Annotated in this window: 17 protein-coding genes; 6 read left to right on the top strand and 11 right to left on the bottom strand. The window is 64.9% G+C overall.

The window, feature by feature from the left end:
- Positions 1 to 10: 10 nt before the first annotated feature.
- Together ACQR1F_RS04200 and ACQR1F_RS04195 are read right to left on the bottom strand one after the other, a co-directional pair.
- The gene (locus ACQR1F_RS04200) at positions 11 to 1414 is read right to left on the bottom strand and encodes an efflux RND transporter periplasmic adaptor subunit (protein WP_434886136.1); all 1404 of its coding nucleotides are present in this window, start codon (positions 1412 to 1414) and stop codon (positions 11 to 13) included.
- Positions 1404 to 2927, bottom strand: coding sequence for an efflux transporter outer membrane subunit (locus ACQR1F_RS04195; protein ID WP_434846838.1), 1524 nt, complete (start codon positions 2925 to 2927; stop codon positions 1404 to 1406). Before ACQR1F_RS04195 ends, ACQR1F_RS04200 begins: the two co-directional genes overlap by 11 nt.
- A 298-nt stretch (positions 2928 to 3225) precedes the next feature.
- On the opposite strand from ACQR1F_RS04195, the gene ACQR1F_RS04190 reads away from it, so the two are divergent.
- From ACQR1F_RS04190 to ACQR1F_RS04175, 4 genes are all read left to right on the top strand, one after another.
- On the top strand, positions 3226 to 4539 hold the full coding sequence (locus tag ACQR1F_RS04190) for an NAD(P)/FAD-dependent oxidoreductase (RefSeq protein ID WP_434912569.1): 1314 nt from the start codon (positions 3226 to 3228) through the stop codon (positions 4537 to 4539).
- A 7-nt stretch (positions 4540 to 4546) separates the two neighbouring features.
- The gene (locus ACQR1F_RS04185) at positions 4547 to 5392 is read left to right on the top strand and encodes a DUF1365 domain-containing protein (RefSeq protein ID WP_434912568.1); all 846 of its coding nucleotides are present in this window, start codon (positions 4547 to 4549) and stop codon (positions 5390 to 5392) included.
- Between the two features lie 109 nt (positions 5393 to 5501).
- Positions 5502 to 6734: a cyclopropane-fatty-acyl-phospholipid synthase family protein gene (locus tag ACQR1F_RS04180; protein WP_316178952.1), complete on the top strand. Its 1233-nt coding sequence runs from the start codon at positions 5502 to 5504 to the stop codon at positions 6732 to 6734.
- 81 nt (positions 6735 to 6815) lie between these two features.
- Positions 6816 to 7850 (top strand): cysteine synthase A, encoded by a 1035-nt coding sequence (locus ACQR1F_RS04175; RefSeq protein ID WP_316178672.1) that lies wholly within the window; start codon positions 6816 to 6818, stop codon positions 7848 to 7850.
- A 68-nt stretch (positions 7851 to 7918) separates the two neighbouring features.
- On the opposite strand, the gene ACQR1F_RS04170 is transcribed toward ACQR1F_RS04175, so the two are convergent.
- The 4 genes from ACQR1F_RS04170 to ACQR1F_RS04155 are packed head-to-tail and all read right to left on the bottom strand — an operon-like array spanning position 7919 to position 12469.
- On the bottom strand, positions 7919 to 8662 hold the full coding sequence (locus ACQR1F_RS04170; RefSeq protein WP_315799914.1) for an amino acid ABC transporter ATP-binding protein: 744 nt from the start codon (positions 8660 to 8662) through the stop codon (positions 7919 to 7921).
- Positions 8663 to 8684: 22 nt separating this feature from the next.
- Positions 8685 to 10205, bottom strand: coding sequence for an amino acid ABC transporter permease (locus tag ACQR1F_RS04165; protein ID WP_434912567.1), 1521 nt, complete (start codon positions 10203 to 10205; stop codon positions 8685 to 8687).
- 13 nt (positions 10206 to 10218) lie between these two features.
- Positions 10219 to 11424 (bottom strand): amino acid ABC transporter permease, encoded by a 1206-nt coding sequence (locus tag ACQR1F_RS04160; RefSeq protein ID WP_434912566.1) that lies wholly within the window; start codon positions 11422 to 11424, stop codon positions 10219 to 10221.
- A gap of 28 nt (positions 11425 to 11452) precedes the next feature.
- Positions 11453 to 12469, bottom strand: coding sequence for an amino acid ABC transporter substrate-binding protein (locus ACQR1F_RS04155; RefSeq protein ID WP_315799911.1), 1017 nt, complete (start codon positions 12467 to 12469; stop codon positions 11453 to 11455).
- A gap of 316 nt (positions 12470 to 12785) precedes the next feature.
- Here ACQR1F_RS04155 and metC point away from each other — a divergent pair, with 316 nt between their 5' ends.
- Complete coding sequence (metC, locus tag ACQR1F_RS04150; RefSeq protein ID WP_316178668.1) at positions 12786 to 13979, top strand: cystathionine beta-lyase; 1194 nt, start codon at positions 12786 to 12788, stop codon at positions 13977 to 13979.
- 120 nt (positions 13980 to 14099) lie between these two features.
- A complete protein-coding gene (locus tag ACQR1F_RS04145; RefSeq protein WP_434912565.1) occupies positions 14100 to 15794 on the top strand; it encodes a Na/Pi cotransporter family protein in 1695 nt (564 codons plus the stop codon).
- 156 nt (positions 15795 to 15950) lie between these two features.
- Here ACQR1F_RS04145 and ACQR1F_RS04140 read toward each other — a convergent pair whose 3' ends face one another.
- The 5 genes from ACQR1F_RS04140 to pbpC form a co-directional block, all read right to left on the bottom strand.
- Complete coding sequence (locus ACQR1F_RS04140; RefSeq protein ID WP_434839874.1) at positions 15951 to 16289, bottom strand: lipid-A-disaccharide synthase N-terminal domain-containing protein; 339 nt, start codon at positions 16287 to 16289, stop codon at positions 15951 to 15953.
- The gene (locus tag ACQR1F_RS04135; protein ID WP_434839873.1) at positions 16283 to 17026 is read right to left on the bottom strand and encodes a glycosyltransferase family 2 protein; all 744 of its coding nucleotides are present in this window, start codon (positions 17024 to 17026) and stop codon (positions 16283 to 16285) included. The genes ACQR1F_RS04140 and ACQR1F_RS04135 overlap by 7 nt, the downstream gene beginning before the upstream one ends.
- Before the next feature lie 94 nt (positions 17027 to 17120).
- Positions 17121 to 17912, bottom strand: a complete 792-nt coding sequence (locus ACQR1F_RS04130; RefSeq protein WP_315799906.1) for a phosphatase PAP2 family protein — start codon at positions 17910 to 17912, stop codon at positions 17121 to 17123.
- On the bottom strand, positions 17913 to 19655 hold the full coding sequence (locus tag ACQR1F_RS04125) for an ArnT family glycosyltransferase (protein ID WP_434839872.1): 1743 nt from the start codon (positions 19653 to 19655) through the stop codon (positions 17913 to 17915).
- Positions 19656 to 19706: 51 nt separating this feature from the next.
- A complete protein-coding gene (gene pbpC, locus ACQR1F_RS04120; protein ID WP_434912714.1) occupies positions 19707 to 21830 on the bottom strand; it encodes a penicillin-binding protein 1C in 2124 nt (707 codons plus the stop codon).
- Positions 21831 to 21928 lie beyond the last annotated feature (98 nt).

Here is a 21928-nt window from a genome sequence, read left to right as displayed (position 1 = left end):
TGCGGTCGCGTCATGGCTGCGCCTTCGCGCCGCGACCTGCCTCACTCCCTCCCTGGGGCGCTGCACCGGCATCGGTCTGGCCCGCGGCCTGAGGCCTGCGACGCCGCTCGCCGTCCTTCGGCGCGCCGTCAGGCGGCGCTCCGCCCTCCTTCGCCTGGTCCTTGCCTTGATCCTTTGCTTGCGGATTGCGGCCGCGTTTGCGAGGCGCCAGATCGGCCTGCGGCGTCTGCTCGGCGCGCCCGACCACCACTTTGACGCCCTCGGCGAGGTTGGCAAAACCTGTCGTCACCACACGGTCCGAGGGGCTCAAGCCGCTCGCGATCACGGCCTCGCTCTCATTCTGCTGCACGACCGCCACCGGATGCGCGGAGACGATGTCGCCCTCGCCAATCACGTAGCTGAACGTACCTGCCGGCCCGCGCTGTACTGCCGACGTCGGCACCGTGATCGCCTGCGACAGGGTCTCGACCTTGAGCCGGACATTGACGAACTGTCCTGGCCAGAGCTGGAATTTGCCGTTGGGGAATTCGGCTTTCAGCTTCAGCGTGCCCGTCGTCTGATCGACCTGGTTGTCGATGCCCCGCAACGTGCCGGTGTCGATGACGGTGACGCCGTCATTGCCGAACACGTCGACGGCGAGCGGTCCGTTGGCGGCGGCCGCATTGACGCGCATGATCTGCTGTTGGGGCAGGCTGAACTGAACCGCAATCGGCTGCAGCTGCGTGATGACGACGAGGCCGGTCGCGTCAGAGGCATGAACGACGTTGCCCTGGTCGACCTGGCGCAGACCGGCGCGGCCGGAGAGCGGCGCCACGATCTTGGTGTAGCTCAAGGTCGTCGCCGCGTTGTCGATCGCGGCCTGATCCGCCTTGATCAGCGCCTGCTGCTGCGCCACCACCGCGCGCTGCGTGTCGGCCTGCTGCTTGGTGCCGGCATTGCTGGCGGCGAGCTGCTCGTAGCGGGCGAGGTCGAGCTTCTGGTTGGCGAGCTGCGCCTCGTCCTGCGCCTTCTTGGCGACGGCCTGGTCGTATTGCGCCTGATAGATCGCCGGATCGATCTCGGCGAGCACGTCGCCCTTCTTGACGTCCTGCCCTTCGACGAAATTGACCGCGATCAGCTTGCCGTCGACCTGGGAGCGAACCGTGACGGTATTGAGCGCGCGGACCGAGCCGACGCCGTCGAGATAGACCGGCACGTCCTTGATGGCAGGCGAGGCGGCCAGGACCGGAACGGGAAGGTCGGGCCGCGCGAAGCGGTTATTGGCCTGCTGCTTCTGCTGCATCGCCGACCAGCCGATATAGCCGAGGCCGCCCAGGATCAGCAGCGTGATCGTGATCGACACCAGCCGCCGCGCCACGCTGGACCGCGCGCGCTTCACTGCCCCTGCTCCCTTCTCGTCCGGTTTAAAGAGCATCGGCCGACTTCTCCATGCGCGGCTCCCAGCCGCCGCCGAGCGCCTGATAGAGGCTCACGAACGCCTGCAGGCGCGCCAGTTGCGCCTGCCATAGCGCGTCCTCGGCCTGGAACAGCGTCAATTGCGTATTCAAGACTGTCACGATGTCGGCAGTTCCCGCGCGCAGTTGCTGCTCGGACAATTCGAACGCACGACGCGAGGCGGTAACGACCTGGCGCTGCAGTTGAAGCCTGATCGTGGTCTGCTTGATCGAGAACAGCGCATTGTCGACGTCGGTGAAGGCCTGGATCACGGTCTTGCGGTAGGTCTGCAGCAGCTCATCCTGGCGCGCTTTGGCATTCTCGAAATTGCCGAGAATGCGGCCGCCGTCGAAGATCGGCTGGGTCAGGCTGCCGGCCAGGCTGAAGAACGCCGCATGCGGCTGAAACAGCGAGGTCAGCGCTGCACTCTGATAGCCTCCGTTTCCGGTCAACTGGATGCTCGGAAAGAATTGCGCCCGCGCGCTGCCGACATTGGCGGTGGCTGACGCCAATTGGGCCTCCTGCCGGCGGATGTCCGGACGCTGCGTCAGGATCTCCGACGGCAGACCAGGCGTGACCCGCGGAGTCCTGATCTGGTCGAGCGAGCCGCCAATGACCCGAATGCCTTCGGGCGATCGCGCGACCAGCACAGCCAGGGCATTGACGTTCTGATCGAGCGTCTGGCGCAGCGGCGGCACCGCCGCCTTCTGATTGGCGAGCACGCTCTCCTGCTGCGCGACGTCGAGATCATTGCCGGTGCCCGCCTTCTGCCGTTCGCGGATGGCATCGAGCACACGCGTGGCGCTGGCGATGTTGCGCTCCGCCGTCCGAATCCGATCCTGCGCGGCCAGCACCTGGAAATAGGCATTTGCGACGGTGGCGAGCGTCGTCAACTGCGTGACGTCGCGGTCGAAGCGGTTGGCCAATGCGGTTTCCTCGGCCGCCTGCAGCGCGTCACGATTCTGGCCGAAGAAGTCGAGCTGGTAGCTCGCAGAAAGCGAGGCCTGGTAATTGACGACCTCACGGCCGCCATTGGTGAGCCCGCTGGAGCTCGACCCGGACGTGCGCGAATAGGTCTCCTGCCCCGTGCTCGACAGGCTCGGCAGCAGCGCCGCGCCGGCCTGCCGCGCCAGCGCATCGGCCTGCCTGAACCTGGCCACAGCAGCGGCAATATCGAGGTTGACGCTCTGCGCCTCCTCCATCAACTGGGTCAGCTCGCGTGATCCGAAGCCGCGCCACCAATCGAGCGGCGGTGGCGCCGCCAATTCGGAACCGGACGCCGCCTTGTAGCGCCGGGGCATGTCGAGGGCCGGGTCGGGAATATCCTGCGTCAGCAGGCAGCCGGCCGAGCTTACCGCCAAGCCGATCGCGGCGATCCAGCGGACGAAATGCCGCAGGCTCGCCGGAGCGCGATTCTCCCGCTTCCCGGCAACGATCCGCGGGTCAGCGGACGCGCGGCAAAGCTCGTCGACGGCGATCGGCACGGTGGACACTGGCGTGATGCTTCCCTGTAGTCTTGGGGAATCATTCTAGCCGCAGCCCACGGCGCCGGACAGCCCTGCAGCCCACGTCCCCCCCAGCAGCGATGGTGCCGATAAAGTCCGCCGAATCGACAGATCTCCCGTAAATCAGCGGAGTTTCGTGCAGGCCTGGCCAGGGGCCACCGGCTGCCGCCTTACCAAGATTTCATCTGCCGAATGCCGTTTTGCGCGGGGTGTGACGCGGCGAGCGCGCCCGTGAAACCCTTTGGCGGGGACTCCGTAACTTGCACGTGAACTTCAGGGGGCATTCATGCGAGTTGCGGTGGTCGGAACGGGTATTGCGGGTAACGCCGCGGCCTGGTCCCTGGCGAAGCGTTATCCGATCACCGTCTACGAGCGCGATCTCCGTCCGGGCGGCCACAGCCACACCGTGACGATCGACTATGACGGCGCTCCGGTCTCCGTCGACATCGGCTTCATCGTCTACAACGAGCTGAACTATCCTGAGCTCACCGCCTTGTTCGATCATCTGGGGGTCGAGACGGTCGACAGCAGCATGAGCTTTGCCGTCACCGCGGATGCCGGCCGGTTCGAATGGAAAGGTGGCGGCAACACCTGGCTCGACACCGCCAAGGGGCTGTTCGCGCAGCCGAGCAACCTGCTGTCGACATCCTATCTCTGGATGCTCAGGGACATCCTGAGCTTCAACGAGCAGAGTACAGCGGACTTCAAGGCCGGTCGTCTCGAGGGCCTGACGCTTGGCGACTATTTCCGCCGCAACCATTTCGCGCCGCGCCTGCTGACCGACTATCTGGCGCCGATGGGTGCCGCGATCTGGTCGGCCCCGGCATCCGAGATGCTTGACTTTCCGGCCGAGAACTTCGTCGCGTTCTTCAGCAATCACAGGTTGCTGCAATATGATCGCCCGGTCTGGCGCACCGTCAAGGGCGGCAGCCGCCGCTACGTGGAGAAGCTGACGTCGAGCTTCCGCAACCACATCAGGCTCGGCAGCGCTGTGACGAGCATCGAACGCACCGGCCACGGCGTCGTCGTCCAAGATAGCAGCGGACGTCGGGATACCTACGATCATGTGGTGATTGCCGCGCACAGCGACCAGGCTTTGTCGATGCTCGCCGACGCGGACGAGCGGGAGCGCGGCATCCTCGGTGCGATCAAATATTCGCCCAACACGATCTATCTGCACCGTGACAGCAGGCTGATGCCGAAGCGACGCCGCGCCTGGGCTTCGTGGAATTTCCTGCGCTGGCAGCGTGAGGGCGTTCCCATGAACGATGTCGCCGTCACCTATTGGATGAACAACCTGCAGGACATCGACGACGCCAGGCCGCTGTTCGTCAGCCTCAACCCACCCTTCGCTCCGGCTCCGGAGCTGACCTTTGGCAAATATATCTGTGAGCACCCACAATATACGGCTGCCGCCTTTGCGGCGCAGAAGCGTCTGGCAGCGATTCAGGGGCAGCGCCATACTTGGTTCTGCGGGGCCTGGACCGGCTATGGCTTCCATGAGGACGGGCTGCGCTCGGGTCTCGCCGTGGCAGAGGCGCTCGGCGCGAGCGTGCCATGGCGCGGGTTTCCAGCCGAGCTCGCCGAGGCTGCGGAATAGGCGCGATATGGGCATGGATCACTCGGGACCGGATGATCGAATGGAAGCGGCCGCGCTCTATGTCGGAGATGTCATGCATGCCCGCATGCGGCCCACCACGCATCGATTCCAGTATCGCGTGATGAGCCTGCTGATCGATCTCGGCCGGCTCGACCAGGCGGACCGGCAGACACCGCTGTTCGGGGTCAATCGGCGCGCGCTCTACAGCTTCCACGAGGCCGACCACGGTCCGCGCGACGGCTCATCGCTGCTGGCCTATGCGCAGACCTGTGCGGCGGATCAGGGGATCGATCTCAGCGGCGGACGCGTGCTGCTGCTGTGCTATCCGCGGCTGCTCGGCTACGTGTTCAATCCGCTGTCGGTCTATTTCTGTTATCGCAGCAACGGCACCCTGGCGCTGATGATCTACGAGGTCCGCAACACCTTCGGCGAGATCAAGCCCTATGTGCTGCCGGTCAGGCCCAATGAGCTGTCCGCGGCAGGGCTGCGCCAGACGCAGGACAAGACCTTCTACGTCTCGCCGTTCATCGACATGGCGATGCGCTACCATTTCCGCATCATGCCGCCGGGCGACGAGGTCAAGTTGCGGATTCTGGAAACTGGCGCCGACGGGCCCCTGCTCGCTGCAACCTTCTCCGGCCGTCGTCGCGGAATGACGTCCGGCTCCCTGCTCGCTGCCTTCGTCTCGCTCCCGCTGGTGACTGTCAAAATCTTCGCCGCGATCCATTGGGAGGCACTGCGGCTGTGGGCCAAAGGCGTCCGGCTCGTGCCGCGCGGCGAAATCATTGCAGGCCCTGGAACCAATACCGGCTTGGCGGGGAACGGCAGCCACGCTTATATATCACGACGCTGACCGGAAACGGCCGGCTCGCTCTGCGTCCGTGATTCCCTGCCCGCACAGGTGCCACACCGGCCAGCCGACGGGGACGTGGGCTGGAGCCGTTTGCGTGAGTGGACCTGCCATGCCGGACGTCATCCCAGTCACCCCTGATACCATCGACAAGGTGCTTGCCGATCTTCCCCGCCTGCCCCGCCTTGCCCTCGGCTTCGGATCGCGGTTGCGAAAAGGCACGCTCGACGTGACCCTGCCGGACGGACGGGTGATCCGGCTCGGCGGCGTTGAGCCCGGGCCGGCCGCCGCAATGATCCTGGCCAATTACGGCTTCGCATCGCGCCTTCTCAATGGCGGCGACATCGGCATCGCCGAAGCCTATCTGAACGGCGACTGGGATACGCCGGACCTCACGCAGTTTCTCTATCTGTTCTGCGTCAACCAGCACCTGCTGCAGTCGATGCTGGAAGACAAGCCGCTGATCCGGTTTGCCCAGCTGGTCCGGCACTGGTTCAACCGCAACACCAAACGTCAGGCGAAGCGCAACATCTACGCCCATTACGACATCGGGAATTCGTTCTACTCGGCCTGGCTCGATCCGAGCATGACCTATTCCTCGGCCTTGTTCGAGGAGCACACCACCGACCTCACCGCTGCGCAGACCAACAAGTACAAGCGGCTGGCCGAGGCGATCGATCTCAAGCCCGGGCAGAAGCTGCTCGAGATCGGCTGCGGCTGGGGCGGCTTTGCCGAATATGCCGCCAAGACGTTCGGCACCAAGGTCGTTGGGCTGACGATCAGCCAGCAGCAACGCGATTTTGCACAGCGCCGCATCCACGAGGCCGGGCTCGCCGAGAAAGTCGAGATCCGCCTGCAGGACTATCGCGACGAGCGCGACCGCTACGACCGTATCGCCTCGATCGAGATGATCGAGGCGGTCGGCGAGCAGTTCTGGCCGAAGTATTTCTCGCAACTGCGAGACCGTCTGCTGCCGGGCGGACTGGCCGGTGTCCAGGCCATTACCATCCAGGACAGCCTGTTCCAGCACTATCGCCGCGAGGTCGACTTCATCCAGCGCTACGTTTTCCCGGGGGGCATGTTGCCAACACCGCAGATCCTGAAGTCGCTCGGCGACCGCTTTGGCATACCCGTCATCCGCGAGCGCATCTTCGGGGAAGATTATGCCAGGACGCTGGCGATCTGGCGAAATAACTTCCGAGAGGCTTGGCCTGACCTCACGCCCGCCGGATTCGACGAGCGCTTCAGGCGGCTCTGGGAATATTATCTGTCCTACTGCGAAGCAGGTTTCCTCTCTGGGAACATCGATGTTCGCCAGGTGGTCTTTGCGAAATCAGGGGGCTGATCCAGCCGGCTTACGCTCCCCTGGATATCAGGCTAGGGTCCTCTTAAGTGTGCTCGAGGAAACTCCTACGGTATCTGCAAAATGACCATTCATAACGACGTCGTCGCGGCGATCGGCAACACGCCGCTGATCAAGCTCAAGCGCGCCTCGGAGGCGACGGGCTGCACCATTCTCGGCAAGGCCGAGTTCATGAACCCGGGCCAGTCGGTCAAGGACCGTGCCGGCAAGTGGATGATCCTGGAGGCCGAGAGACGTGGCGATCTCAAGCCGGGCGGCCTCGTGGTGGAGGCCACTGCCGGCAACACCGGCATCGGTCTGGCCGTGGTCGCCAGCGCGCGCGGTTATCGCACGCTGATCGTGATTCCGGAGACGCAGAGCCAGGAAAAGAAGGACATGCTACGGCTGTGCGGCGCGGAGCTGGTCGAGGTGCCGGCGTTGCCGTTCAGCAATCCCAACAACTATCAGCATGTCGGCCGCAGGCTCGCCGACGAACTGCGCAAGACCGAGCCGAACGGCGTGCTGTTCGCCGACCAGTGGAACAACCTCGACAACGCCAAGGCGCATTATGAGTCCACGGGACCCGAGATCTGGGAGCAGACCAACGGCAAGGTCGACGGCTTCATCTGCGCGGTCGGCACCGGCGGCACGATTGCCGGCACCAGCCGCTATTTGAAGGACAGGAACAAGGATATCGTCACCGCCTGCGCCGATCCGCACGGCTTCGCCATGTACGAATGGTTCAAGAACGGCGTCGTCAAGTCGACGCCCGGCGACTCCATCACCGAAGGCATCGGCATCGGTCGCGTGACGCCCGTGATCGAGACCGCCAAGGTCGACGACGCGTTCCTGGTGTCCGACGAGGATGCCGTCAACACGATCTACGACCTCGTGCAGCATGAAGGCCTGTGCCTGGGCGGCTCGACCGGCGTCAACGTCGCCGGCGCGGTGCAGCTCGCCCGGAAGCTCGGCCCCGGCCACACCATCGTGACCATCCTGTGCGACTCCGGCACGCGCTATCAGTCGAAGCTGTACAATCCAGAGTTCATGCGTTCGAAGAACCTGCCGGTGCCGGCTTGGCTCGAGAAGCGCAGCGGGATCAAGCCGCCGTTCATGTAGGACGCGAAAGACGAGTAGCGAACGAGAAACGACCTCTATTCGCTATTCGCATCTCCCAATTCGCCCCATCAATGCCGCAGGATCTGGCTCAGGAACAGCTTGCTGCGCGCATGCTGCGGATTGGCGAAGAACTCCTGCGGCGTGTTCGATTCGATGATCTGGCCGGCGTCCATGAACACGACGCGGTTGGCGACCTCGCGCGCGAAGCCCATCTCGTGGGTCACGACCAGCATGGTCATGCCCTCCTTCGCGAGATCGACCATGGTGTCGAGCACCTCCTTCACCATCTCCGGATCGAGCGCCGAGGTCGGCTCGTCGAACAGCATGACCTTGGGGTTCATCGTCAGCGCGCGCGCGATGGCGACACGCTGCTGCTGACCGCCCGACATCTGGCCCGGGTATTTCTGCGCCTGATGCGGGATCTTGACCCGCTCCAGGAACTTCATCGCGGTCGCCTCGGCTTCCTTCTGCGGGATGTTGCGCACCCAGATCGGCGCCAGGGTGCAGTTCTCCAGCACGGTCAGGTGCGGAAACAGGTTGAAGCTCTGGAACACCATGCCGACCTCGCGGCGAACCTCGTCCACGCGCTTGAGGTTCGGACCGAGGTCGATGCCGTCGACATTGATCTCGCCCTCCTGGAATTCCTCGAGCGCGTTGATGCAGCGGATCAAGGTCGACTTGCCTGAGCCCGAAGGCCCGCAGATCACGATGCGCTCACCCTTCCCGACCGAGAGATTGATGTCGCGCAAGACGTGGAATTCGCCGTACCACTTGTTGAGGGCGGAAATGCTGACGATCGAATTTGCAGTCATGGATCTCTCGATGATCTCTGGCTCAATGGCGCCGGTGCGCGTTGACGCGGCGCTCGACCAGCAGGGAGTAGCGTGACATGCCGAAGCAGAAGGCGAAGTAGATCAGCCCCGTGAAGGCAAAGCCGGTGAAGGCCGTGGTCGGCGTCGCCCAGACCGGATCGGCAAACGAGGCCTTGAGGCTGCCGAGCAGGTCGAACAGCGCCACGATGGACACCAGCGAGGTGTCCTTGAACAGCGAGATGAAGCTGTTGACGATGCCGGGGATCACGTGGCGCAGCGCCTGCGGCAGCACGATGAAGCTCGTCGTCTTCCACCAGGACAGGCCGAGCGCGCTCGACGCCTCCGCCTGGCCGCGCGGAATGGCCTGCAGGCCGCCGCGGATCACCTCGGCCATGTAGGCGCCGGAGAACAGCGCAACGCCGATCAGCGCCCGTACCAGGCCATCGACCCTGGCATTGCCGGGCAGGAACAGCGGCAGCATGTAGGTGGCGAAGAACAGCACGGTGATCAGCGGCACGCCGCGGACCAGCTCGATGAAGGCGATCGAAAAGATGCGGATCAGTGGAATGGTCGAGCGGCGGCCGAGCGCAAGCGCAATGCCGATCGGCATCGACGCAACGATGCCGATCACCGAGACGACCAGCGTCACCAGCATTCCGCCCCACAGCCTTGTGTCGACGATGGGAAGGCCGCCGCGATCGAGGCCCATGATCGCAATGACGACGGCAATGCCAGCGAAGGTCGCGGCCGTGGCGATGACGCTGCGCAGCGCCCTGCTCCCGCCGCCGACGATGAACACCAGCGCGGTGACAATGATCGCCGAGAGCGCGAGATCATTCCACACGGGCTGGTGAGATTGCTGCAGTTCGTTGCGGATCCAGACCAGTGGCCAGATCACGAGCGATGCGAGCGTTCCGATCAGCACGACCAGCTTGCCGAGCAGCCACAGCAGCACGCCGACCACCGGCAAATTGTCGCCGGCGCGGACCAGTGCGTCACCGGCCGTATCGATGCTCTCGACGAATAGCTGGAGGGCGCCTGTAGTCCAGCTCACGCCGAAGCCTTCCAGCCCACCGCCATAGAGCAGGAAGAACGCGACCACCGGAAGCGCAAAGAAGAACAGACCCGCGTTCAATCCCTTCGCCGGCAGGCGCGGAATCAGCAGCGGAACCAGCAGCACCACCGCCAGCCCATAGGTCAGATTGACGCGCCAGCGGTCGGCCTCCGGGTAGAAGCCGTACATGAACTGACCGAACTTCGCCGAGATGTAGGGCCAACAGGCGCCGACCGGATGGCCGGCGTTCTGCGCCAGGCATGCTTCGCGGTCCTTGCCGACCCACACTGCGTCGACCAGCAGGAACTTGACCGCCGGGATCACGGTGAACCAGATCAACAGCGCGCTCACCAAGGTAAGCAGGATATTGGTCGGGGAGTTCAACAGCCTCGTGCGGACGAAGCCGACGAAACCGGTCGTCTTGATGGGCGCCGGGCGTTCTCCGGCCATGTCCTGACGGATGAAGGTTGAGGCCGTGATGTCGGTCATGCGCCAGGTCTCTTCATGCGCCAAGTCTCTTCCCAAGCCGCCAGCTGTAGAAGCTCATCATCGCGCTCGTGATCAGCGACAGCGCCAGATAGACGCCCATCGTAATTCCGATGATCTCGATGGCCTGACCCGTCTGGCTCATCGTCGTGCCCGCGAACACCGACACGAGATCGGGATAGCCGATGGCGACCGCGAGCGACGAGTTCTTGGTGAGGTTCAAATACTGGTTCGTCAGCGGCGGCAGGATGACGCGGAGCGCTTGCGGCACGACGATCAGGCGCAGCACGGTGCCGCGGCTCAGTCCAAGCGAGAGCCCCGCTTCCATCTGTCCCTTATGGACCGAGAGAATGCCGGCGCGCACGACCTCGGCGATGAACGACGCCGTGTACATGGTCAGCGCCAGGGTCAGCGCGACGAGTTCAGGAATGATGCGCGAACCGCCGGCGAAGTTGAATCCCTTGAGCGCCGGTACCTCGAAAGAAATTGGCACGCCGAACACGAGCGCTGCAATCAGCGGCAGGCCGATCAGCAGGCCCAGCACCCAGGGCCAGATCCGCATCACATGGCCGCGGAGGAACAGCTCGCGCCGCGCGTAATAGTGCAGACCGACCGAGAGCACGATCGCCACACCGAGCGCGATCACGAACGGCACGAAGCCGGCTTCTTCGATCGGGCGCGGAACGATGAAGCCGCGGTTGTTGAGAAAGAAGGTCGAGAAAAGAGAGATGCTCTGTCGCGGTCCGGGCAGAGCCGCCAGCACCGCGAGATACCAGAACAGGATCTGGAACAGCAACGGCAGGTTGCGGATCAGCTCGACATAGGCGCCGGAGACCCGCGACAGCAATGCGTTCGGCGACAGGCGGCCAAGCGCAACCAGAAAGCCCAGGATGGTCGCCAGCACGATGCCGATGACGGAGACCAGCAGCGTGTTCAGCACGCCGACGATCAGCACGCGGCTGTAGCTGTCGGAGCCGGAGTAGCTGATCAGGGTCTGGTTGACGTCGAAGCCGGCCGTGTTGTTGAGGAAGCCGAAGCCCGACGTGATGCGCTGGGCGGCGAGGTTGCTGCGTGCGTTGGCCACGATCTCGTAGCCAACCCACACCAGGACTGCGACGAACAGGATCTGCAGGATGATGCCGTTCCATCCTGCCTTGCCACCCAGCATGCGCTTCAGCCGAAGCCCATATTGCGCAGGCGGTAACCTCGCTTCGATACTCATTCGCCGCAGCCCCGCTATCGTGCAGTGATCAGCGGATCGGCGGCGCGTACTGCAGGCCGCCCTTGTTCCAGAGCTGGTTCAGACCGCGCGCGATCTGCAGCTTGGAGCCCGCGCCGACGTTGCGGTCATACATCTCGCCGTAGTTTCCGACCGCTTTCACGATCCGGGAGAACCAGTCCTTGGTGAGGCCGAGCTGCTCGCCGAGATTGCCATCGGTGCCGAAGGCGCGCTTGAAATCAGGCTTGTCCGACTTGGCCATCTCGTCCACGTTCGCCTGGGTGACGCCCATTTCCTCGGCCGTGATCAGCCCAAACAACGTCCACTTCACGATGTCGAACCACTGGTCGTCGCCGTGGCGCACCATCGGGCCGAGCGGTTCCTTCGAGATCACCTCGGGCAGCACAACATGGTCGGCCGGATTGGAGAGCTTCAGGCGCTCGGCATAGAGGCCGGAGACGTCGGTGGTGAACACGTCGCAGCGGCCGGATTCATAGGCTTTCACGGTCTCGTCGGCGCCGGCGAACGCGATCACCTCGTACTTCATCTTGTTGGCCTTGAAGTAGTCGGCGAGGTTTTGCTCGGTCGTGGTGCCAGTCTGCACGCAGACCGAAGCGCTGTTCAGCTCCAGCGCCGAGTTGACCTTGAGGGCCTTCTTCACCATGAAGCCCTGGCCGTCATAATAGGTAATTCCGGCGAAGTTCGCGCCGAGCGAGGTGTCACGCGACAGGGTCCAGGTGGTGTTGCGCGACAGCACGTCGACTTCGCCCGATTGCAGCGCGGTGAAGCGATCCTTGGCGGAGAGCGGCACGAACTTGACCTTGGTCGGATCGTTGAAGATCGCGGCGGCAATGGCGCGGCAGACGTCGACGTCGAGCCCGGTCCAGTTGCCCTTGTCGTCCGGGTTCGAGAAACCGGGCAGGCCCTGGCTGACGCCGCAGGCGAGCATGCCGCGATCCTTGACGGTCTTGAGCGTTTCGGCCTGGGCGCCGACGCTCGCCAGCATCGGGGCGAGAGCAAGAGTGAGAGCCAGAGTGACGCGTTTCATAAATACAGCCTTTCGCGGTCGTCCTTGGGGAGCGATGAAATCTCAGCGCGAAGATGGGGCCGACCTGAATCCGCCTTTGCAAACGCCATACCAAGAATATGGCGCACGCAATGCACAACGGAGCCGTGCATGCGAGATGAAGCGGGAATCGCGGCAAGCCCCTCAACGTGCAGCGATCGAATTGCGCCGGCATCACAGAACGACTGGCGGTCCGGGTCAAGGGGTTGACGGGCCTGTTCTGCATTCTGTTATTAACGACCGCAGTGCAGCCTGATTTCCAGCTATCCCGGCAGGCTCAAAGAGAAAAGACACGCGAATGGCATTATCGAACGACCCCGCTGCGGCGGTGCGACAAAACGTCGAGACACGGCTGGTCACGGCGGGGCGGGACACGAAAGCGCAGCACGGATTCGTGAATCCTCCGGTCGTTCATGGGTCGACGGTCCTGTATCCAACGGCTGAAGATCTGCATGCACACCGCGGCGAATTCCAATATGGCCGCCACGGCACGCCGACCACCAAGGCATTGCAGCAGGCGCTGATGGCGTTGGAGGGCCCGCAATGCGCCGGCGTCGGCATCGCGCCGTCAGGTCTCGGGGCGATCTCGACGACCCTGCTGTCGGTGCTCAAGGCCGGCGACCACGTGCTGGTCTGCGACAGCATCTATCGCCCGACCCGCAATTTCTGCAACGGCATGCTGGCGCGCTACGGCGTCGAGACGACCTATTTCGACCCATTGATCGGCACAGGAATTGAGCAACTGCTCAAACCAAATACACGCGCGGTAGTGGTCGAGGCGCCCGGCTCGCAGTCGTTCGAAATGCCGGACATCCCCGCCATTGCGGCGGTTGCGCATGCGCATGGCGCACTCGTCATCGACGACAACACCTGGGCGACGCCGCTCTACCACCGCTCCCTCGATCAGGGCGTCGACGTCAGCATGCAGGCGGCCACCAAATATATCGGCGGCCACTCCGACATCATGTTCGGGACGATTTCGGCCAATGCGAAGGCGTGGCCGCTGATCTCCGAAGGCATCCGCCTGCTCGGCGTCTGCGCCGGGCCGGACGACGTCTTCCTGGCGCTGCGCGGCGTGCGGACGCTCGGCGTGCGGCTGGCGCAGCATCATCGGTCCGGCCTGGAGATGGCACGCTGGCTCGCCGCCCGCCCCGAGGTGATCGAGGTCCTGCATCCTGCGCTGGAGAGCCATCCGGGGCATGCGATCTGGAAGCGGGACTTCACCGGCGCCTCCGGCCTGTTCAGCATCGTGCTGCAACCAAAGCCGCAAGCCGCGGTTGATGCGATGCTCGACACGCTGACGCTGTTCGGAATGGGCTATTCCTGGGGCGGCTTCGAGAGCCTGGCGATTCCGTTCGACTGCGCGAGCTATCGCACGGCCACCACCTGGGCGCCCGGCGGCCCCACGCTGCGTCTGCATATTGGCCTGGAGAATGTAGAGGATCTCAAGGAGGATCTCGACCGAGGCTTTGCGGCGTTCAACGCAGCTTAAGCACGCCCGCAGCAAGCGGAGCGTCGCGCGATCGGGCAGCCTGGGCTGACAAATTGGCGTTGATGTCCCGCCGATTGGGGGTAGCCTGCGCGGCAAGGAAAGCTGGAACGAACGGAAATCATGGTTCTGCTCGATCTGATGGGCGGCGTGGCGTTGCTGCTGTGGGGCCTTCACATGGTCCACAGCGGCATTCTTCGCGCCTTCGGCCCGGATCTCCGGCTGCTGCTATCGCGGGCGCTGCGTAACCGCTTCAGCGCGCTCGCCGCCGGACTCGGTCTGACCGCTCTGCTCCAGAGCAGCACGGCGACCGCGCTGATCACGACCTCCTTCGCGGCGGAAGGCCTGGTCGGCCTGATCCCGGCGCTGGCGATCATGCTCGGCGCCAATATCGGCACCACGCTGATCGTGCAGGTCCTGTCGTTCAACGTGGCGGCGGTCGCCCCCATCCTGTTCGTGCTCGGCCTGGTGGCGTTCCGCAGCGGGCCGCGATCGCGCATCAAGGACCTGGGGCGGGTGTCGATTGGCCTCGGCCTGATGCTGCTGTCGCTGCACATCCTGATCGACACCCTGGCGCCCGCTGAAGAAGCGCCGGCGATGCGCGTGTTCATGCAGGCGATCACGGCCGATGTCACGCTGTGCATCATCTTCGGCGCCGTCGTCACCTGGATCGTGCATTCCAGCGTCGCCAGCGTGCTGCTGGTGATGTCGCTGGCCTATGCGCACTTCATCACGGCCGATGCCGCGTTGGCGCTCGTGCTTGGCGCCAATCTCGGCAGCGCCGTCAATCCGGTGTTCGAGGGCGCGCGCCGTGACAACCCGGCGAGCTATCGCCTGCCCGTCGGCAATCTCCTCAACCGTGTCATCGGAGTCGCGCTGATCGCGCCGTTCCTGCATCCGCTCGCAGCGCAATTGCAGCAATTTCAGCCCGATCTGTCGAAGCTGACGGCCCAGTTCCACATGGCTTTCAATCTCGGCACGGCCGTGGTGTTCATCGGCCTGCTCGGCGTCATGGAGAAGCTGCTCGTCAGACTGTTCTCCGACCGCCCGGCGGAGGTCGATCCGGCCAAACCGCGCTATCTCGACGAGACCGCGCTGGAGACACCGTCGCTGGCGCTTGCGGACGCCGCGCGCGAGGCGCTGCGAATGGGCGATCTGGTCGAGACCATGTTGCGCAATGTCATGACCGCGATGATGACCAACGACCGTGGCCTCGTGGATCAGGTGTCACGCGCGGACAATGTCGTCGACCGGCTCGACGAAGCCATCAAGCTCTACATCACCAAGCTGACGCGGGGCAGCCTGGACGACCGTGAGGGCAAGCGCGCGATGGAGATCATCTCCTTCGCGATCAACCTCGAACACATCGGCGACATCATCGACAAGAACCTGAGCGAGCTCGCGACCAAGAAGATCAAGCGCAGGTTCCAGTTCTCTGCGGAGGGCGCCGACGAGCTGCAGGCCTTTCACCGCCAGATCATGGAGGCGCTCCGCGTCGCGTTCGGCATCTTCATGTCCGGCGATGCGCAGCAAGCCCACCAACTGCTCGATCAGAAAGCCGAGCTCCGCAACGCAGAGCTCGGCGCGACCGAGCGGCACCTCGAACGTCTGCGCGAGGGCCGCTCGGAGACGCTCGAAACCACCTCACTGCATCTCGACGTGCTGCGTGACCTCAGGCGTATCCACTCCCACATCTGCTCGGTCGCCTATCCCGTCCTGGACGCGGCCGGCGAAGCGGCCAGCCGCCGCAGCGAGGCGGCAGACAGCGGGGCCACCGTCGCCCTGCCCGCATCCTCTGCAAAGCCGCTGCCGCGCTGAGCGTAGGACGGCGCTACGAACCGGTTGTTCCGCATGCCCGCGCCTGGGCCGAAGCGCCTTCGGCGCGGAGAGAGCTGGGCGCGAACTGCGATGGGAGAGGCAATGCCTGTCCTGCGCCAGCGAACATCCGCCCTGTGAACCTGAAGACGGCCCCGATCAATTGCTCAGCGTCTGGGATTCCCGCTGGCGGTTCTTGAAGATCAACATCACGTTGCGGACGTAGATGATGTTCGACAGCAGCTGGCCGAAGATGATGACCGGCTCGCGCTTCACGAGACCGTAGATCAGCGTCATCAGCCCTCCCCCGATCGAGAAGAACCAGAAGGCGATCGGCACCACGCTCTTGCCCGCGCGCTCGCTGGCGATCCACTGCACAACGAAGCGCGCGGCGAAGGCCAGCTGGGCGGCAAGGCCGAACACCAGCCAGAAATCGAATTTGGCGACGAAGATGTCATAGAGATAGTTGCTGAACGCCTGCCCGAATTGAATCAGCATGACTTCACCTCGATCGCAACCGGCGTCGGCTTCTTGCGGCGGATCAGCCACCACACGCCGGCGAGATCCATGATCCCGATCCACAGCCGGTCGAAGAACCCGTAGTTCGACACGCCCGAATGCCGGGGACGATCGATCACGTCGATATAGGCGATGTCGTAGCCCTCGCGCCGCACCAGGGCGGGAAGGAAGCGGTGCAGACCATCGAAATACGGCATCATCAGGAACACGTCGCGACGGACCGCCTTGAGGCCGCAGCCGGTATCGCGGGTGCCGTCATGCAGCACCGCATTGCGGATCTTGTTGGCCAGCCGCGACTGTAGCTTCTTGAAGCCGGTATCCTTGCGGCCGACGCGCTGCCCTGCGACGAGGCCGACGCCTGCACCGCCCTTTTCGAGCGCGGCAATGAGGTCGGGCAAGAACGCGGGATTGTTCTGGCCATCACCATCCAGCGTGGCCACCATGGCGCCATGGGCCGCGCGGATGCCGCTACGAACCGCAGCCGATTGGCCGGTCGATTTCTCATGCCGCAGCACACGCAGGTTCGGCCGCCGTGCCATTTCCTCGGCGAGCCGCTGCGCGGTGTCATCGGTCGAGCCATCGTTGACGTAGATGATCTCGTAGGACCACAGACCATCGAGCGCCGCCGCGATCTCGGTGATCAGCGGAACGATATTGCCGGCCTCGTTGCGCACGGGAACGACGATGGAGACGGCAACGAGGGTTTCGGTCGACAAGATGAGAACTCGTAATGGCGTGACTGGACCGGTTGCTGCCCCGGGCGCTGCGGCGGAGGCTTCTTATGGGGCTTGGGGCCGCCTATCAACCCCTTTAGCGCGGTACGATTTGGCCGTCCTTGCCCAGGCGGAAACCCAGCCGCCGGGCTGCGAACCAGTAGCGGACCAGCATGGCGCAGGCCAATCCGACCACGGCGCCGGCGACCACATCGCTTGGATGATGGGCCAGCAGCACCAGCCGGCTTAGGGCGATCACGACGGCATAGATGAACGCGGGAACGCGCCATCGCGGCCAGACGGCGGCAACGGCGAAGGCCAGCGCAAAGGCCGTCACCGCATGCGCGGAGGGCATGCTGAAATAGGCAGGTGTGCCGTTGAACGGGTCGAAGTTGAAGGCATTCGCCTTGCCGCCGACGAAGGGGCGGCCGCGGCCGATGATGTATTTCAGCACCTGAGCCACGAGCACCGAGCCCAGCACCGCGAAGAAGGCGTACTGAACGTGGGTGGCGAAATTCAGCAGGCGGCTGCGCGTGGCCTCGGGCCATAGCGGCGCGATCAGGATCGTCACGATGACGCCGACTGCCAGCAGACCCAGCACGTATTCATCCTGGCCGAACTCGGTGACGATGCGCCATGGCCACATGCTGGGGGTGCCGCGGGCGGGCATCAACCCGATCTCATAGGCATCGAAGGCAACCATCAGGATCACGATCGCGCCCAAACCGATGCCAATCAGCAGGAGAAGTTCGCGCCACAGACGCTGCCGGCTTGCTGCATCGGGCGCCGTCTGAGGCCGGCGCACCAGCCGTCCCAGCGAGAATTTGCCGACCAGCGCGAGCTGCGAGACATAGCCTGAGGAAGACGGAGAGGTGTCGGGCGCCGACATCTATTCGGTGCCCTCCGAGCGATAGATCGCGATCGAGACCGGGCGGCCCTGCGAGATGTTGTAGCCGTCGATCCGCTTGGCGACGTTGTAGCGCAGCCCGATCGCCTCGGCGCGCTGCACGAACGCCCGCTCGGTGCGCTGCTCGACAAGCGCGAAGCGGCACGTGCCCTGGTTGAGGAAGTCGGCCGCCCCCGAGCCGTCGGTGAGCTGGGTCGAGGTTCCCGTCATGAACACCAGGCTCGGCTCGTGGAAACCTGCCGCTGCCGCCTTTGGCCCGACGCAGACCACGTTGCGCAGCGCGCGCGCAATCTCCGCGCTGGGAAACAGCGGCGTCAGCGCCGGCAGCACGGCGCCATACACCACGAACGCCAGGAACATCGCCGCCACGCCGGCATTCAAGAGCGAGCGCTCGGCACGGCCGTCGTCATAGAGCCACCAGGCGAACAGGCCGAAGATCAGCGACGCCGCCACGAATGGCCAGGCCAGGAACACCGGCTGGTGCGTCACGATGATGGCGCCGATCACGGCCACCACCGAGGTGATGGCGGGAATCGCGAACCACCAGGCGGCGCCGCGGCGCAGCCACGAGCGCGACAGCACCCGCCGCTCCAGCGCGCCCACGGTCAGGATGGCGATCGCCGGATACAGCGGCAGCACGTAGTGCGGCAGCTTGGTCAGCACCGCCTCGAAAATGATCCAGGACGGTACCAGCCAGGCCAGGAGGAACTGCGCACCGGGCTCGCGCCGCGCGCGCCACACGGCGGGGGCTGCCATTGCGGCCAGCGGCGCGCCCGGCCAGAAGGTGATGAACAGCAGCAGCAGATAAAGTCCCGGCGGTGCGCCATGCGACTCCTGGGCGCCGATCTTGCTCAGCATGTCGCCGCCGACGGAATCGGCAAAGAAGGTGTCGCCGGCGCGCAGGAAGATCAGCACGAACCAGGGCAGCACCAGCACCAGCATCCACATCAGCCCCCACAGAGGGCGCAGACGCGACAGCCAGCCGGCGCCGCGATCCATGATCGCCAACGCCAAGATCGTCAGTCCTGCGAACATCAGGATCAGCGGGCCCTTGATCAGGATGCCGCCGGCGAGCGCCGTCCAGAAGATTGCAGGCGGTCCCCACGGCGGATGCACCGGATCCTCGCCGCGCTGCCACGACAGATAGACGCGCGCCAGCGCGCCCATCGCGGCCACCACGGTGAACAGCAGCATCGCGTCGGTCTTGGCGAGCCGGGCTTCCACCCCAAGCAGGACCGAGCAGCACATCAGCAGGGCGGAGAACACCGCGCCGCGCCGTGTCACGAAGGAGAGCGCGGTCCAATAGGTCAGCAGCACCGCGCCGATCGCGCCGATCAGCGAGGGAATGCGGTAGACCCAGATGCGGAGCTGCGCACGCGGCAGCCCGATCGCCGACGCCGTCTCGACCGCAGCCGATTGCAACCAGTAGATGCCGACTGGCTTCTTGTAGCGCACGTCGTCCTGGAAGCGGATGTCGACGTAATCGCCGCTCTCGACCATCTGCTTGGTCGCCTGGGCGAAGCGCGCCTCGTCACGATCGATCGGCGGGATGGTGAAGAAGCCCGGCAGGAACAACAGCAGCCCGCAGACGAGCAGGAACGCCACCGCCCTGGTGTGGCTCACGGTGACGGCATCGATCATCCGCACCAGCCGATTGCCTGGATTGACCAGGTTCTTCGGCTCGCGCGGCTCTCCAAAACGGGGGCGGGCATAGGTCTCGACCATGGGGTTCCGAATACGCTGAAACCGCCATGCCGACAACCGCTTAGCGAACCCTCACTGGATTCTGACCACAACTGTGTCCGCAGCGCCCGTGGCATCGATCACGGTGAGGCGGGCAAAGCCCGGCCCGGGCGGATCGATCAGGCGCTGGCGCCGGCTGTCGATCTCGCCAACGGCCAGTCCATTGACCAGCATGGTCAGCGGCAGCACGCCCCCGGACACTTTCACCGGCATCACCGAAGCCTCGCGTCCCGCGGATCGGTCGACATCGATGCGGGAGCCATTCAGCGGGAACTGAATGTGCGGCGCCTGCTCTGCGCCGGTCCGCACCAATTCCCCGACCGGCCGGAACCGGCGAAGGGGCATTGGCAACTTTGAATTGCTGGCGACAAGCGCCCCCTTGGGCGCCTTTGGCAGTGTCGCCGGCAGCTTGCCGCTGCGGGCAAAAGCGTCGAACAGGATCGGCGCCGCGGCGACGCGGCCGATCAGGCCGGGCACCGGCGCGCCATCGGGCCGGCCGACCCAGACGCCGATCGTGATGCGGCCGTCGAAGCCGACCGACCAGGCGTCACGATAGCCGTAGCTGGTGCCGGTCTTGAAGGCGATCCGGTTCCGGGCTGCGTTTTCCGGCGGCGGCGTCCCCAGCAGCACGTTGCCGACCTGCCAGGCGGCCGCCGAGTCCATCAGCCGCATCGGCTCGCGGGCGTTATCCTGCGCACCGTCAGCCGTCATGATCTCGCGCAGCGGCCTGGTGGTGCCGAGCCGCGGAAAGCCGGTATAGAGCTGGGCGAGGTCCTGCAGGGTCACACCGACGCCGCCAAGGCCCATGGCGAGGCCCGGGGCCTCGTCCTTCGGCAGCACCAGATTGCCACCCGCCTGCTTCAGCCGCGACGACAGCCGGCTGGCGCCGACGCGGTCCAGCAGCACGATCGCCGGTACGTTCAGCGACAGTTGCAGCGCCTTGCGCACCGGCACCGTGCCCTGGAACGTCATGTCGAAATTCTCCGGCGCATAGGAGCCGAAGCGCACCGGACGGTCCTCGATCAGGCTCTCCGGGTGCACGAAGCCGTCCTCGAAGGCGAGCCCGTAGATGAACGGCTTCAAGGTCGAGCCGGGCGAGCGCACCGCGCGAGTCATGTCGACCTGCCCTGCCCGCTTCTCGTCGAAATAGTCGGCCGATCCGACATGGGCGAGCACGTCGCCGCTGTCATTGTCGACCACGATGATGCCGACCGAGACGTTTGGTCCCAATGCGATGGCGCGATCGCGCGCCAGCGGCTCCAGCACCTTCTGCAGCGAGGCATCCAGCGTAAGGCGGATCATCGGCTGACCCTTGACGGCCGCCGAGGCCTGGTCGGCGGCATGCGGCGCCAGGATCGGCATCGGCTTGCGGAAGGTAGGCACGGCTTGCGCCTTCGCCTGCGCCGCGTCCTCGACGGAGATCACGTTCTCCGACACCATGCGGTCGAGCACGCGGTCCCGGCCGCGTCGAGCGGCCTCGGGATGGCGGTCGAGCCGGCGCGTCTCCGGTGACTGCGGCAGCGCCACCAAGAGGGCCGCTTCTGCCAGCGACAGCCGCTTCGGCTCCTTGCCGAAATATGCGATCGAGGCGGCGCGGATGCCTTCGAGATTGCCGCCATAGGGCGCGAGCGTCAGATAAAGATCAAGGATCTCGTCCTTGCTCTTCTGATGCTCGAGCTCGAGCGCGCGCACGATCTGCCTGAGCTTGGCGTGCAGCGAACGCTGCCGTCGCGGCTCCAGCAGCCGCGCCAGCTGCATCGTGATGGTCGAGCCGCCGGAGACGATATGGCCATGCGAGCCGAGTTGGATCGCGGCCCGCGCCAGCGCGCGTGGATCGACGCCGTGGTGGTCGTAGAAGCGCTGGTCCTCATAGGCGAACAGCAGCTTCAGATAGGTCGGATCGACGTCCTTCTTCGCGCTGACCGGCAGCCGCCAGCGCCCGTCCGCCATCGCATAGGCGCGCAAGAGCTTGCCGTGGCGGTCGACGACGGTGGTGGACAGCGCCTCGGCCTCGCGCAACGGCAGCGGGCCGAGGGAGATGGCGTAGGCGGTGAGTGCGAGAACGATTGCAACGATCGACAGGAGCGTACACACCAACAGCCGTTTGACGCCCCGCCCCCTCCTCCCGTCATGGCCGGGCTTGTCCCGGCCATCCACGTCGTGCGGAGGCAGCGTGGGTGCCCGGGACAAGCCCACGGCTGTCCGGTTCAGCTTCCGCATATTGCGAGGCTCAACTGTTGTGGGTTTTTGGCAAG

This window comes from Bradyrhizobium sp. HKCCYLS3013 (assembly GCF_051167615.1).
Taxonomy (GTDB): domain Bacteria; phylum Pseudomonadota; class Alphaproteobacteria; order Rhizobiales; family Xanthobacteraceae; genus Bradyrhizobium.
This window is presented reverse-complemented; position numbering and strand designations above follow the sequence as displayed.